Origin of the sequence: Nocardiopsis mangrovi (assembly GCF_042653925.1) — a bacterium.
Classification (GTDB): domain Bacteria; phylum Actinomycetota; class Actinomycetes; order Streptosporangiales; family Streptosporangiaceae; genus Nocardiopsis_B; species Nocardiopsis_B mangrovi.
The window spans coordinates 15,947-29,065 of record NZ_JBHSFQ010000052.1; the positions used below are offsets into that span (position 1 = coordinate 15,947).

The 13,119-nt window shown below is 72.0% G+C and carries 10 protein-coding genes and 5 tRNA genes; 9 read left to right on the forward strand and 6 right to left on the reverse strand.

The genetic code is table 11. The features are described from left to right. Nucleotides 1-68: 68 nt before the first annotated feature. Complete coding sequence (locus ACFO4E_RS28985; RefSeq protein ID WP_378580326.1) at nt 69-335, forward strand: PGPGW domain-containing protein; 267 nt, start codon at nt 69-71, stop codon at nt 333-335. An 83-nt stretch (nt 336-418) separates the two neighbouring features. On the opposite strand, the gene ACFO4E_RS28990 is transcribed toward ACFO4E_RS28985, so the two are convergent. Continuing rightward, nucleotides 419-492, reverse strand: a tRNA-Val gene (locus tag ACFO4E_RS28990). Nucleotides 493-928: 436 nt separating this feature from the next. Between ACFO4E_RS28990 and ACFO4E_RS28995 the strand changes: the two genes are divergently transcribed. Continuing rightward, complete coding sequence (locus ACFO4E_RS28995) at nt 929-1,348, forward strand: SsgA family sporulation/cell division regulator (protein ID WP_378580328.1); 420 nt, start codon at nt 929-931, stop codon at nt 1,346-1,348. A 289-nt stretch (nt 1,349-1,637) separates the two neighbouring features. Here the strand turns inward: ACFO4E_RS28995 and ACFO4E_RS29000 are convergent, their stop codons facing one another. Next, the gene (locus ACFO4E_RS29000) at nt 1,638-2,480 is read right to left on the reverse strand and encodes an aminotransferase class IV (protein WP_378580330.1); all 843 of its coding nucleotides are present in this window, start codon (nt 2,478-2,480) and stop codon (nt 1,638-1,640) included. A 480-nt stretch (nt 2,481-2,960) separates the two neighbouring features. Here ACFO4E_RS29000 and ACFO4E_RS29005 point away from each other — a divergent pair, with 480 nt between their 5' ends. The 7 genes from ACFO4E_RS29005 (at nt 2,961) to ACFO4E_RS29035 (ending at nt 6,783) form a co-directional block, all read left to right on the forward strand. Further along, nucleotides 2,961-3,392: a roadblock/LC7 domain-containing protein gene (locus ACFO4E_RS29005; protein WP_378580332.1), complete on the forward strand. Its 432-nt coding sequence runs from the start codon at nt 2,961-2,963 to the stop codon at nt 3,390-3,392. A 257-nt stretch (nt 3,393-3,649) separates the two neighbouring features. Next, nucleotides 3,650-3,722: transfer RNA gene (locus ACFO4E_RS29010), tRNA-Gly, on the forward strand. Between the two features lie 34 nt (nt 3,723-3,756). Beyond that, nucleotides 3,757-3,829, forward strand: a tRNA-Gly gene (locus tag ACFO4E_RS29015). A 52-nt stretch (nt 3,830-3,881) separates the two neighbouring features. Further along, nucleotides 3,882-3,956: transfer RNA gene (locus ACFO4E_RS29020), tRNA-Cys, on the forward strand. A gap of 13 nt (nt 3,957-3,969) precedes the next feature. Then, nucleotides 3,970-4,046: transfer RNA gene (locus tag ACFO4E_RS29025), tRNA-Val, on the forward strand. A gap of 459 nt (nt 4,047-4,505) precedes the next feature. Beyond that, nucleotides 4,506-4,898: an effector-associated constant component EACC1 gene (locus ACFO4E_RS29030; protein WP_378580334.1), complete on the forward strand. Its 393-nt coding sequence runs from the start codon at nt 4,506-4,508 to the stop codon at nt 4,896-4,898. Continuing rightward, on the forward strand, nt 4,888-6,783 hold the full coding sequence (locus ACFO4E_RS29035) for a caspase, EACC1-associated type (protein ID WP_378580336.1): 1,896 nt from the start codon (nt 4,888-4,890) through the stop codon (nt 6,781-6,783). Before ACFO4E_RS29030 ends, ACFO4E_RS29035 begins: the two co-directional genes overlap by 11 nt. Nucleotides 6,784-6,879: 96 nt before the next feature. On the opposite strand, the gene ACFO4E_RS29040 is transcribed toward ACFO4E_RS29035, so the two are convergent. The 4 genes from ACFO4E_RS29040 to ACFO4E_RS29055 all read right to left on the reverse strand — a co-directional run bounded on the left by ACFO4E_RS29040 (nt 6,880) and on the right by ACFO4E_RS29055 (nt 12,669). Beyond that, nucleotides 6,880-7,674, reverse strand: coding sequence for an ABC transporter permease (locus ACFO4E_RS29040; RefSeq protein ID WP_378580338.1), 795 nt, complete (start codon nt 7,672-7,674; stop codon nt 6,880-6,882). An 11-nt stretch (nt 7,675-7,685) separates the two neighbouring features. Beyond that, a complete protein-coding gene (locus ACFO4E_RS29045) occupies nt 7,686-8,339 on the reverse strand; it encodes an ABC transporter ATP-binding protein (RefSeq protein ID WP_378580340.1) in 654 nt (217 codons plus the stop codon). Between the two features lie 71 nt (nt 8,340-8,410). Then, nucleotides 8,411-10,711, reverse strand: a complete 2,301-nt coding sequence (locus ACFO4E_RS29050; RefSeq protein ID WP_378580342.1) for a polyprenyl synthetase family protein — start codon at nt 10,709-10,711, stop codon at nt 8,411-8,413. Between the two features lie 470 nt (nt 10,712-11,181). Next, nucleotides 11,182-12,669 carry a glycoside hydrolase family 43 protein gene (locus ACFO4E_RS29055; protein ID WP_378580344.1) on the reverse strand — a complete coding sequence of 496 codons (1,488 nt, stop codon included), beginning with the start codon at nt 12,667-12,669 and terminating at the stop codon, nt 11,182-11,184. Nucleotides 12,670-13,119 lie beyond the last annotated feature (450 nt).

Consider the following 13,119-nt stretch of genomic DNA (forward strand, 5'->3'; position numbering starts at 1 on the left):
GCGCTTCCCCCCATCGCACGCGGCGATGGCGACGATTCCGTGCCCGACTGCGCATCTGGCGTGTGCGGATGCACTCCCACCCGGCCCTCAGCCTGACGTGGCGCACCGCGGTGGCGGTGGTGGGCGGGGCGATCCTGACGGCGGGGATCATCATGTGCGTGACCCCCGGGCCGGGAGCGGCCGCGATCATCCTGGGGCTCGCCATCCTGTCGACCGAGTTCGGCTGGGCCAAGGCCCCGCTGCGCTATGCGCGGCGGTGGGCCCACCGCGCCCGGGTGAAGGCCCACGAGGTCCGCGTCGAACGGGCCCGAAAACGGCGTCGCAAGCGCGCCTGAGCCGCATTCCCACCCGCCGCGGCGACGGGATGCCCGACGCCGAAGGCCGACCCCCGGGAACGGGGGTCGGCCTTCGCTGCCTGTGGGCGATACTGGACTCGAACCAGTGACCTCGTCGGTGTGAACGACGCGCTCTAGCCAACTGAGCTAATCGCCCTTGTCCCTGCCGGTCCGGCGGGGCGGACAAGGAAGACTCTAGCGCATCCGCCGGGCCTCCGACGCCATCGCCCGCCCCCGAGAGGCGATCACAATGTGACTGAGATCACATGCGTGCGTTCGCGCGGGTGTTCAAGGCAACGTAAAACGTGAAACCCCTTCATGCAATGGGGTCCGGCCGGTCCGCGGGCGCCGGCGCACCGGCCCGCGTCCCCCTCCGCGTGACACGGCACACAGATCATTGGGAAATTCTTGGTTTCCGCAGCTCATTACAGTGACGGAAGGATCGGGGAAGACGCGGCGGGACGCCCCTTCACGATCCGCCGGAAAAAGTCTCCCGGTTGCGCGTCATCGATCGCGCCCGGCCGCGTTGGAGCGGGGGAGATGGCAACGGGCCCGCAAACCGCGGGGCCGGACGGAGAAAAGGTTTGGCGAACATGAACAGTAGCGGCACCACTGCCAGCGCCGAGCTGGGTCTTCGGCTCGTGGTCCCCGACCGCACATCGGTCCCCTTGGTCGCGCGGCTGGACTACACCTCCGATGACCCCTACGCGATCACGGTGGCCTTCCACACCGGCGACGACGAGCCGGTCGAGTGGATCTTCGCGCGCGAACTCCTGACCGTGGGGATCGTGCGGCACGTCGGCGAGGGGGACGTCCAGGTCTGGCCGTCCAAGGGCACCGGCGAGCGCACCATCAACATCGCGCTGTCCTCTCCGTTCGGGCAGGCGCAGTTCGACGCCGCGATCTCGCCGCTGGCGGAGTTCCTGCACCGCACCTACGAGATCGTCCCCGCCGGCCAGGAGGGCGACCACGTCGACCTCGACGCCGAGATCGAGCGCCACCTGCACTCCTGAGGCGCCCCGCCGAACGGCGGGCACCGGGCGCGGTCTGCGGACCGCCCTCGCCCGCACGACCCGCCACCAGGGCAGATGCCCGGCCGAATGCGTACCCGGCCCCGTGCGGCGGAACAGGGCAGTGAAACCGGGCGCCACCGCACCAGCGGAGCGCACCCCGTGCCGCCGACCGCCACGGCCGACGAGCGGCACCCGGCCCGCACCGCAGCGGGCCGGCGGAACCCGCCGGCCGCCCCGGCCCGACCCGGGCCCGCCGACCGCACCCCGTGCGCGGCGCGCGCCCCGCGGATCAGGGATCCATGTCCGACGCGCCGCGCTCCGTGAACACCTCCATGGTCTTGCGCGTCACCGGCCCGGGCGCCGCGGGAAGCGCCCTGCCGTCGACCATCCGGATCGGCTGCACGTCGCGCCCGGTCCCGGTGAGGAACGCCTCAGAGGCATCGGCCAGGGCCGCCATGGGGATGTCCGCCTCGTCGCCGCCGGCCCACTCCAGCACCAGCTCGCGGGTGATCCCCGCGAGCGGGCCCGCCGACAGCGGGGGCGTCACCAGCCGGCCGTCCAGCACCAGGAAGATGTTGCTCCCGGTGCCCTCGCACAGGTTCCCGGCGGTGTTGGCGAAGATCGCCTCCGCGCAGTCCCGCTGCCGCGCGTAGTCCAGTGCCACCACGTTCCCGGCGTAGGACGTCGTCTTCAGGCCCGAGAGGACGTCGTTCTCGTTGCGCGTCCACGGCACCACCGCCACGTCGGCGGTGGGCGCGATCTCCCCGAACTCGCCGACCGCCACGATGTAGGTGGGCTCACCGCCGCTGCGGGTGGAGCCCAGCGGCCCCGGACCGTCCGTGACGGTGATCCGCACCCGCGCCGCCTGGATGTCGCTGTTGGCGTCCATCGCCTGGCGGACACCGTCGGCGATCAGGTCCAGGTCGGGCGACGGCAGCCCGATCCCCGCCGCCGACCGCGCCAGCCGGCGCAGATGGCGGGTGAGGGCGAACGGCTCGCCGCCCACCCCCTTCACCGTCTCGAAGACCCCGTCCCCGACCGTGATCCCGTGGTCGAGCGCGGGGACCCGTGCCTCCTCCGCATCGAGGACCCGTCCCCGGCCGAACCCCGCCCCCGCGATCCACACCCGCATGGCTGTCCACCCCTCACTGTCGTGCGCTGCCGCGACGCGCCCGCAGCCGCCGCGCCACGGCCCCGGCGGTGCGCGGACGCGCTCCGCCGGCGCCCCTCGCGCCGGTTCCGCGGCGGGCGCACGCCGCGGTCCAACCTCGTGTCCCGATCCTGCCACTTTCGTGATCGGCGCGGGGCGCACCCGCACTGATCGCCGCGTTCCGGGGAGGAGCCGTTGACCTGCGTGTGCCGCCGGCACGCGCCGCCCGACACGCCGTCGCGACGGGCGTTCCGAGTGCGGTATCCCCCACTCACAGCGGCCCGGCGCCACTCCGTGTCCGCTCCGGAGACCGGAGGGACGGGTTACGAATGGCTATCATCTGGGCAACGCTTATGGGGATTCCCTGAACCCCGGGGGATCCAGCGGGTGTGCCGGGCGGCTCTCACGGCAGGCCGCCGGCGCCCCGCGCCACCACGGAGACGACGACAGATCAAGAGAGCCATGACCTCACGGAGCACCGCCCCTGGCGAACTGAGCTGGTTGCTCGACGACCTCCTCACCCGCGCGCAGGGCACCCAGCACGCCATCGTGCTGTCCACCGACGGCCTGCTGATGGCCTCGTCCAGCGGCATCGAACGCGCCGCCGCCGAACACCTCGCCGCCATCGCCTCGGGGCTGCACAGCCTTGCGGGGGGAGCCAGCAAGCAGTTCGCGGCGGGCGGCATCCGGCAGAGCATCATCGAGATGGACGAAGCGTTCCTCTTCGTCGCGGCGGCCGGGGAGGGCGCCTGCATGGCGCTCATCTCCGACACCGAATGCGATGTCGGCCTGGTGGCCTACGAGATGAACAAGGTCATCCAGCGCGTCGGCCAGTACCTGTCCGCTCCGCCCCGCCCGGACATGCCCACCACACCGGCGCACGTCGAACGCTGAACCGCCCGGGCCCCGCCGACGGCGCCCGCACGCACCGTCACGGCCCGGTCCGGTCCGCGGACGCCCTGCCCCTGGGGCGATGGCCCTCTGTCCCTGGGGGGCGCTGCGCAGCGCACCGGCGCCCTCCCCCGATTCGCCTTCCCTCGTCCGGACGGCCCGCCTGGGATTTCGATTTCTCCCCGGCGGAAGGATCCGCTACAGTTCAAACCAGCAGCGAGAACGGCACACCGGGTCCCACCCGGGTACGGAACCGCCGCGCGGACGTGGCTCAGCTGGTAGAGCATCACCTTGCCAAGGTGAGGGTCGCGGGTTCGAATCCCGTCGTCCGCTCTGCAGGAATTGTGCGCGGGCCCCGGCCCGCCACGCGGACGTGGCTCAGCTGGTAGAGCATCACCTTGCCAAGGTGAGGGTCGCGGGTTCGAATCCCGTCGTCCGCTCGGATACGGCCGTACGGGGTCACTCGCCGGGCTCGTCCACGGCCGTGCTCGTGGCGGAGTGGCCGAGTGGCTTAGGCAAGGGACTGCAAATCCCTGTACACGGGTTCGATTCCCGTCTCCGCCTCCACGCCGATCCCCCCGGGCGGTTAGCTCAGTTGGTTAGAGCGCTACCTTGACACGGTAGAGGTCACAGGTTCGAATCCTGTATCGCCCACCAGCATCACCGCAGTTCAGAGGACTCCTCTGGCACACGGTCCGCGATGATCGGACCCGGATGGGAGACATCCGGGAGATCACCTTTTCGGCGGGCTCCTCCGGGAGCCCGTTTTTCGCGTTTTCACGGTAGCGCCCTTCGAGCATCGGCACCATGGCGAACAGCCGCTCCCTTCCCCGGTCGACGAGAGCCGCGACGCTCCCCCACCACAGGGGTTCGAGCACTGTGCGTAGCCGCCGCGACCCACCAGGGCCGAAGAGGACGCGGAAAGCACCGTAAAGATCGGGTTGACGAACGCGTCCAAGCCGGTCCTCACAAATGGATCTTGTAATCCCCGTACTGCGATCAGTAGAATCACCCGACCAGGCGATCATCATCTTTTTTCTTTACAGAAAAGAAGTTCCTTGAAATAATTGTCGCCGAGATGGCTTCCTGACCAGGTCCGGCCCCCAGCTATGTCCGGTGCCTGACAGCACGCGGCGCAGGAAGGGACGGGTTGTCGAATTGCAGATCCGGATCGAGGGCGGGACCGCCGACGATTACGTCTCGCTGGCCGATTGGCTGAACGGCAACCGTGATTTCCGCGGCCTGGTACACCAGGAGACCGGACCTCCGGTCGACGGTCGGCTGGACGGCGGTCTTATCGAACTCCTCACGGTCGCGGTCGGTTCCGGCGGGCTGGGTGTCGCTCTCACGACCTCGCTGAACTCCTGGCTGCGCACCCGGCGGGGAGACATCACCGTCAAAATCACCGTCACCCCGGACAGCCGCACCGTGGAATTGTCGGCCCGCCAGCCGAACACCCGCGAGTTGGACCTGCTCAGCGAGATTCTGCGTGACTCGGATGAGCGGTGAGCCCGTTATCCCGACCGGTTCGCGGGCGATCCTGATCGGCGTACCGCACTACCAGGACAGCGCGTACCGGTCCTATCCCGCCGTCGGCAACAGCGTGGACGGCATGTTCAATCTGTTGGTCACATCCGGGCTCTGCGGCTGGAAGGCCGACCAGGTCACCAGGATCATCGACCCCGCGAACGCCGGCCGGTTCCTCGTCCGGCTGCGCGAACTGGCGCAGGAGACCACCGGGGTTCTGCTGCTGTATTTCGTCGGCCACGGCGTCCTTTCCGAACAAGGCGAATTGTGCCTGGCCTTGGCCGACACCGACCACAACAACCCGGACACGACCGGCCTGGAGTACTCTCGGATCAAACGGCTGGTGTACAGCGGCAGCCCTGCCGCCACCAAGATCGTGATCCTGGACTCCTGCTTCTCCGGGCGGGCCATCGGGCTGGGCACCGCCGACGCGACACAGCTGGCCGACCTGAGCTCGGCGTCCGGCACCTACACGCTCACGGCCGCCGACGACCTCGCCCACGTGTCCGCCGGCTCCTCCTACACCGCGTTCACCGGCGAGTTTCTGGGCCTGCTGACCGGCGACGGTGTCCCTGACGGCCCGAGCGGCCTGACACTGGGGAACATCTACCCCCACCTGCGACACAGGCTTGCGGCACGGGGCCTGCCCAGGCCCAACCAGCGCAGCGAGGACACCGCCGCGGCCTTCGTGTTCGCCCGTAACGCCACCTATCTGGCGAACGACGCCGCGCGCGAGGACCTGCGTCGGCTCATGCTCGGTGACGGAAGCGATCCGGATGTGCGGACTCCGCAGGTGGCGGCGCGGCCGTCGCGGCGGAACCTCCTGATCGGCGTCGCGGGAGCCGGGGCGGCGGCGGGGCTTGGTGTAGCCGGTTGGGGGGTGTTCGACCGCCTGTTCGTCGACGGCCCACGGTGGAACTGGACGTTCGAAACCGGCGGAGCGGTGATGTCCAGCCCCGCTGTTGCGGACGGTGTGCTCTATGCGGGTAGCGACGATGGACACCTGTACGCGGTCGACGCGGCCAGTGGGGAGGAGCGGTGGCGGTTCTCCTCCGAGGGGCGCGTGCGATCGTCACCTGTGGTGGCGGACGGTGTGGTCTACGTGGGTAGCGACGACGGGCACCTGTACGCGGTCGACGTAGCCACCGGCGAAGAGCGGTGGCCTCGATTCCGCATCGGGGCCGAATTCGGACGATCGTCCCCCGTAGTGGCCGATGGCGTGGTGTACGCCGGGAGTGGCGACCAGTACCTGTACGCCATCGACGCGGGCACCGGGGAAGAACGCTGGCAGCTCCCCGACGTGGGCATTTGGTGGACCCCCGCCGTAGCGGACGGGGTGGTGTACTTCGGGAGTAGTAGTGCTCAGGGCCTGATGGCCGTCGACGCCGACGCCGGAGGGGAACTGTGGCGATCCCGCATCGACGGCACCACGCGGCGTCCGGTGGTGGCAGAAGGTGTGGTCTACGTCGGCAGTGACAACACCTACCTGTACGCCATCGGCACGGATGGCGGAGAACATCTGTGGCGGTTTCGCGTCGGAGAACCGGAAGCGCCGGCCCCCGTGGTGGCGGAGGGAGTGGTGTACGCCGGGAGTGGCGACCAGTACCTGTACGCCATCGACACGGACACCGGGGACGAACTGTGGCGGTCTTCCACTGACGGCCCTGTGAGTTCGGCACCGACCGTGGCCGACGGGGTCGTCTACGCCGGCACCGGAAACGGTGGTCTGTACGCGGTGAACACCACCGACGGCACCCTCCGCTGGAGGGCGGAGATCGGCGGATTCATCTGGTCCTCGCCGACTGTGGTCGACGGGGTGATCTATGTCGGCGACAATGATCGTTCCCTGCACGCGGTGTTCGTCTAGTGTCCGGCCCCCCGAATCCGAGCAGGACACTACTCCTACGCGGCTTCCGGAAGGTGACCTGAGCGATGGCGGCGGGCGTTCTGCCCGGGCTCGGGCTCATGCTCGGCTCGGTCCGGTGGTGGTGGCCGGGCGGGCGGGGGCTCGGCGGCGGTCGCGGGTGCGGGCGCGGAACACGGCCGCGGCCAGGAGGACCGCGGCCAGGAACCAGGCCGGGCCCAGCAGGAAGTACGCCGCCGGGACGGTGTCGAGGAAGCCGGCGGCGACGCCGGTCTGCATGGTGCCGTAGGTGGGCAGGAAGCGCACGACATCGCTGTCGGAGGCGGGGTTGGCCACCGGGTTCTGCAGGCCCATGTCGATGATGGAGAGCATGATGATGCAGAACATGCCCTCCAGTTCACCGCGCAGCACCGCGGCCAGCATCACCCCGATCCCGCCGAACGCGAGCGCGGCGCCCACCAGCGCCGCCCACAGCATGAGCGGCTGCTCCGGGGTCCAGTAGAAGCAGATCACCCCTACCGCGTAGGCGCACACCACCGCGGCTGCGGCGACGAGGGCGGTGAGCTTGGCCGCGAGCAGGTGGGCGCGGGGGTATCCGGCCCTGGCCAGGCGCGCGTCGAACCCGAAGGAGCGGAAGGTGACGATGAACATCATGAACCCGATGATCAGCGTGACGGCGTTGATGGCGCCGGAGATCTTGCTGACGTGGTTGCCGTCGACGGTGATGGTGTCCCCGGTGGAGCGCAGGAAGAACCGGACGTCGGCGTCGGCGATGACCAGGTAGACCAGGGTGATCCAGGTGGGGATGAAGAGCACCACCAGGAAGAGGGCGAGGCGGTTGCGCAGGTGCTCCACCAGCGCGAATCGGGTGGCGGTCGTGTAACGCGTCCACATGCGGCGCATGGTCAGCTCCCTGCCCGGGTCGGTGCGGCGACGCGGACGCCCTCGGCCAGGCGGCCGCCGTCCAGGTGCCAGAGCCGGTCGAAGCGGGCGGTGTCGAAGGCGATGTGGGAGACCACCAGCACCGAGCGTCCCTGGTCGCGCAGGTGGGCGGCGAGTTCCCAGAACTTCTCGTAGGTGTCCCAGTCGAACCCCTGGTAGGGCTCGTCCAGCAGCAGCAGGCGCGGGTCGTGCATGAGGGCCAGGGTGAGGTTGAGCTTCTGGCGGGTGCCGCCGCTGAGCGTGGCCACGCGGTGGTGGAGGTAGGCGGCGAACCCGAGGACGTCCAGGAGCTCGCGGGCGCGGGCGAGGTCGGGAAGGTCGTAGGCGACCTGGAAGAACCGCAGGTGCTGCTCGACGGTGAAGGCCGGGTTGAGCACGGTCTCCTGGGGGCAGTAGCCCAGCCCGCCGGGGCAGTGGACCTCGCCGGCGTCGGGCGCGAGCTGCCCGGCGAGGATCCGCAGCAGCGTGGACTTGCCCGACCCGTTCTCCCCCACCAGCCCGGCCAGGCACCCGGCGGGCAGGTCGAGGTCGACGCCGCGCAGGACGTGGTGGCGGCCGTAGGACTTGTGGACGCCCGAAGCCTGGAGTGTCAGGGCGTGGGCAGGGGTATCGGGCATGCCGGGACCTATCGGTTCGGGGACGGGGCGGAAGGCGGGCCGGCCCTGAGGACCCCGGCCCGCCGCGGAGGTCATTCGCGTTCGCGCCGGGCCGCGTAGGCGCCCAGGGCACGCATCATCATCGAGGCCCACGTGCACGGGGCGAGGTCCTGCAGGGGCTTCCACGCCTGCTCGACCATCACCTGGGCCTCCTGGGTGCAGGCGGTGACCGCGCCGCACTCCTCCAGGGCGGCCGCCGCCCCGGCCACGGTGGCCGGATCGGCGCCGCCATCGCGCACCGCGTGCCACAGGTCGCGCATCCGGCCGGCCGGGAGCAGGGCCACGGCGTGGGCCAGCGGCATGGTGACCTTCCCGGCGCTCAGGTCCTCGGCCCGGTGCTTGGTGGCGGTGTGCTCGCCGTCGGGGGCGGGGGCGGTCAGGCCGCGCAGGTCCATCACGTCATCGGAGATCTGGTAGGCCAGCCCCACCGCCTCGAAGTAGTCGCCGGCCGCCCGGACCTGCGCGTCGGTGGCCCCCGCGATCAGGGCGCCGATCTCGGCCAGCCCTCGCACCGGGACGGCGGACTTGAGCCGGTGGGCCGCGCGGATGCGCCGCAGGACCTTCTCCGCCTCGCCGGTCTCCACGGCGGCGTCCATGGCCGCCCGGTGCCCGGCGAGGTCGATGGCCTGCCCGGCGTGGCCGGCGCGCAGCACCTCCAGGTAGCGCTCATAGACCCGGCGGCGCAGGCGGTCGTCATCGGGCAGCACGTCGCGCAGCACCCGGTCGAGGACGAAGTAGGCGGCGGTGCCGGAGTTGACGGCGGTGTCCTCGCCGAAGACGAGGTGGGCGGCGGGGCGCCCGCGCCGCAGCGCGGAGCGGTCCTCGACGTCGTCGATGATCAGGTTCCCGGAGTGGAAGATCTCCACGGCGCCCATCAGCGGGCGGTAGGGGTCGCTGTCGGCGCCGAACATCTCGATGGCGGCGGTGATGACGTAGGAGCGCCAGCTCTTGCCCAGCCCCCGCACCGCGTGGCGGACGGGGGCCACCAGCGCGGCGTGCAGCTCCCGGTCGACCACGCCGTCGACGCGGCCGGGGGCGTCGCCGGCCGCGGCCAGCCCGGACACGGTCGCGGGGTCGGCCTGCTCGGGGTAGAGCCGGTCGATCTCGTGCAGGGTGGCGTCGCGCACCCGGGTGATGTAGCGCTCGAAGTCCCCGATGCGGTTGGACGGGAAGATCTCCCACAGGCCCCGGCCGCGCACCGGGCGCCCGCCCATCGTCCCCTGGGCGTCGGCCTGGGCCTCCAGCATCCCCGAATGGAAGATCACGGACCGGTGCTCCTGCTGCGGGAACCACGTCCGGACCTCCACGCGCAGGTCCACGTGCGGGACCTCGATCTCGCAGGCCATGGGGTAGGTGTTGAGGGTGGCCAGCGAGATCCAGGGGCGGGAGTGGCGCAGGGTGGCGGGCGCCTCGATCCGCTCGCCCTGGGGCGAGCACAGCACGGCCGTGCCCGGTTTCCAGTCCGTGGTCGCGTGGGCGGTGTGGTGCTCTCCTTCGCGGAACGCGGCCAGCTCCCACCCGTTGTCCAGGCTCAGCCCGGCCCACATCCACACCAGGTCCGCCGCGCCCTGGCCCTTGGGGTCGTACCAGGAGTCGCCGAAGGCGTGCTCGTACCAGCCCTCCCCGCTCACCGGGGTCCGGCGGCCGTCCTGGAGCAGCGTGCCCTGCGCGGCCAGCCGCGGGACGCAGTAGGTGTACATGGCGCCGGCCCGCGTCCGGCCCGCGCGCGTGCGGTTCCACTGGGGGATCGCCTGCTTCAGCGCCGACAGGCGCAGCCGGAACCCGGTGTGCTCGCCTTCGGCTTCGGCGATCAGGTCGCCGCGCTCGTCGCGGTGCAGCCGGGCGACGCCGCCGAAGTCGAGGTCCAGCATGCCCGGGGTCCAGCGCGCCGGGCGCGGGAAAAGGCGGTCGGTCGTGGGGCACCGCCCCCCGGCGAGGGAGTCGACCACGGCCCGGCCCACCCGCGGGTCCATGACGTCGTCGAAGGCGGCCATCTCGCGGACGAGGTCGAGGACCCCTTGGTCGACCCACGACTCGCCTTGGTGGGAGCCGGAGTCGCGGTCGCCGAGCGACCAGATCACGGCGTGGGAGGCCAGCCGATCGCCCGATGCGGTGGGGGTGCTGTGCCGCAGGAACTGGAAGACCAGGCCGTGTTCGCGCCCGCCGTCCCACAGCCGGGTGGTGAACCACCACCATTCGGCCCCGCTGGCGGGGTGCGGAGGGTCGTGCGCGTCGCGGTCGGGGTCGACGCCGCGTGGCGGCCAGTCGTCGCGCCACGGTGCGTCGGTGCCGTCGGCGGGCGTTCCCGCCAGGTCCGGTTGTCGCACGTCCACCACAAGTCCCCCTTGTCCGCGGCGTGAGCACGCCCGCACGAGCCAACCCAAGGTAACGCAATAAATGCGTATAGTAATATGCATCGTGGGATGTCGGCGGGGATTTCGCCATGCCGGGCCGGGCCGGGAATGGCGCACCACGGCCGGGAGGCCCGATTGCGGGCGGGCGACCTGCCACGACGGCGCCGCGGCCGTACCCCACATGTTCTCGGTATCGGCCGCCCCGAGCGCGGGCGCCACGCGGGTCACCCGCCCGCGGCGCCGTCTCCCCCGCCGCTGCCGCTCCCCTCGCCCGCCGGCGCACGCGCCGCGGGCGCTCGGGTGGGACGGCACATCGGGGTGGCGTTCCACCAGGGTGCACGGCACCCCGCGCAAGGACGGGAACAGGGCGCTGAAGAGCGCGCTGACGCCGCCGACTCCCCCAGCACCGGCGGTACGACCGCGGTCCGGAGACGTCCCGGCGCGGCTCGTCAGCCCTCGCCCCGGTATTCCAGGCGGCGCACGCCGATCTCGCCCGCGGTACAGCTCACTCCGATCATGCGCCCGGTGAAACCACCCGCCACCTCGGTCGACAGGTAGCGCCCGTCCAGCCGGCCGAGTTCGACGGCGCGCCCGGGGGTGCGGGCGACGGCGACGATCTCATCGGGGCCCCGCTCCCGGCTGTACCTCGGTGCCGACGACGGGACCACCTGGAGTTCGAGCATCGTGCCCGCCGGGCAGGCGGTCTCCCCGAGCACGGAGACGAGCGGTCCGACGCGCGCCACGGCGCGCACGCGTCCGCCGCCGGCCTCCAGGGTGACCGCGTGTCTCGGGTCGGTGCGGATCTCCAGGGCACCGGCACCGCCGCCCGCCTCGATCTCGGCCCGGGCGGTCACGGTGGTGTGCTGCTGGCGCCGTCCGACGAACGTGCGCTCGTGCCCGCGTGCCGACAGCCGCCACCCGTCCCGCGACCACCGCAGCACGTCGCCGGGGAACACACCGGCGCCGACCCAGCCGGGCCCGGGTACGCGCTCGCCCAGGCACTCCCGGACCGGCGGCACCGCCGCCGGCTCGACCGGCCCGGCGACAACAGGCCAGCCGTCCCGCCAGGCGATGTCGACGGCGAACGTCTCCCTGCCCAGGACGTGCCATCCGGGAAACGAACCCGTGGGGCGCACGCCGAGGAAGACCATCGCCCACGTCCCGTCGGGGCGCTCGACGAGGTCGGCGTGGCCGGTGTTCTGCACCGGGCCGGGCCCGCCCCGGGCGGTCAGGACGGGGGCGTCCGGGCAGGGTTCGAACGGGCCCGCCGGCGCGGGCCCGCGCGCGATGGTCACGGCGTGGCCGTGGCCGGTGCCGCCCTCGGCGATCACCAGGTACCACCACGGGCCGACGCGGTAGAGGTGCGGGCCCTCCGGGTCCCTGCCGCCGGTGCCGCTCCACAGCAGGCGCGGTTCGGACAGCAGCGCGCCGGTGGCCGGGTCGAGGACCGCTTGGCGGATTCCGGCGTCCGACCACGTGAGGTGGCACGTGCCGTCGGCGTCCCACACCAGGTCCGGGTCGATCCCGCCCGCGGCGCGAATGCGGACCGGGTCCGACCACGGGCCCGCGGGGTCGGCCGCGGTCATCAGCAGGTGCCCGGGGCCGTCGGAGACATCGGTCGTCACCAGCCAGAACGTCCCGTCGTGGTGGCGCAGTGTCGGGGCGTAGACGCCGCTGGAGGGCGCGGTGCCGGCCGCCCGCAGCTGCGCGGGCCGGTCCATGGCCGAGCCGATCTGCTCCCAGGAGACCAGGTCCGGCGAGCGGAACAGCGGCACCCCCGGCGCGTACTCGAAGCTCGAGCACGCCAGGTAGAACACGTCGCCCACCCGGCACACCGTGGGATCGGGGTGGAAGCCGCTGAGCACCGGGCGCGTCGGCAGGATCCCGTGCGAGGACGCGCGGCCGGCCGCGGAGGGGTCATCGTGGCAACCGGGCACGCCACGAGCGTGCCACACGCCGCCGCCCGATACGGCGCGGGAGTACCGGCGGCCCGCCCGCCGCCCGCAAAGGGCGTCGCGCGGGCGCCGGCAACGGGCCGTCGCCGGTGGCCGCGAGCAGCCACCGGCCGTCGGTGGCGAGCCGGGCCGGTGGGCCCGCGTCACCCGCCGGGCGGAACCGCTCGACGCCGGCGGACCGCCGCCCCGCGATCGCGGCAAGGCATGACGGGCACCCGGCCGAGCGCGGCGGGCCGGGGCCGCGGCGGAAGGCGGTCACCCCGCCTCCGCCGCGGGCCGGCACCCGCGGGTCACGCGCCGCGGCCGTCAGACCTCTTCGACACTGCTCGGCTCGCGCCGACCCAGGTCGATTCCCAGTTCTTCCGCCGCACGGAAGACATCCTCGTCCGTGTCCCGCATCTCGATGGACATACCGTCGCTGGACAGCACCTC

Bases quoted from the DNA above. Each gene is read 5' to 3' on its own strand.
- ACFO4E_RS29035 (WP_378580336.1), top strand. From the start codon at position 4,888: ATGAGCGGTGAGCCCGTTATCCCGACCGGTTCGCGGGCGATCCTGATC.
- ACFO4E_RS29000 (WP_378580330.1), bottom strand. From the start codon at position 2,480: ATGCGGGTGTGGATCGCGGGGGCGGGGTTCGGCCGGGGACGGGTCCTC.
- ACFO4E_RS28995 (WP_378580328.1), top strand. From the start codon at position 929: ATGAACAGTAGCGGCACCACTGCCAGCGCCGAGCTGGGTCTTCGGCTC.
- ACFO4E_RS28985 (WP_378580326.1), top strand. From the start codon at position 69: ATGCACTCCCACCCGGCCCTCAGCCTGACGTGGCGCACCGCGGTGGCG.
- ACFO4E_RS29005 (WP_378580332.1), top strand. From the start codon at position 2,961: ATGACCTCACGGAGCACCGCCCCTGGCGAACTGAGCTGGTTGCTCGAC.
- ACFO4E_RS29045 (WP_378580340.1), bottom strand. From the start codon at position 8,339: ATGCCCGATACCCCTGCCCACGCCCTGACACTCCAGGCTTCGGGCGTC.
- ACFO4E_RS29040 (WP_378580338.1), bottom strand. From the start codon at position 7,674: ATGTGGACGCGTTACACGACCGCCACCCGATTCGCGCTGGTGGAGCAC.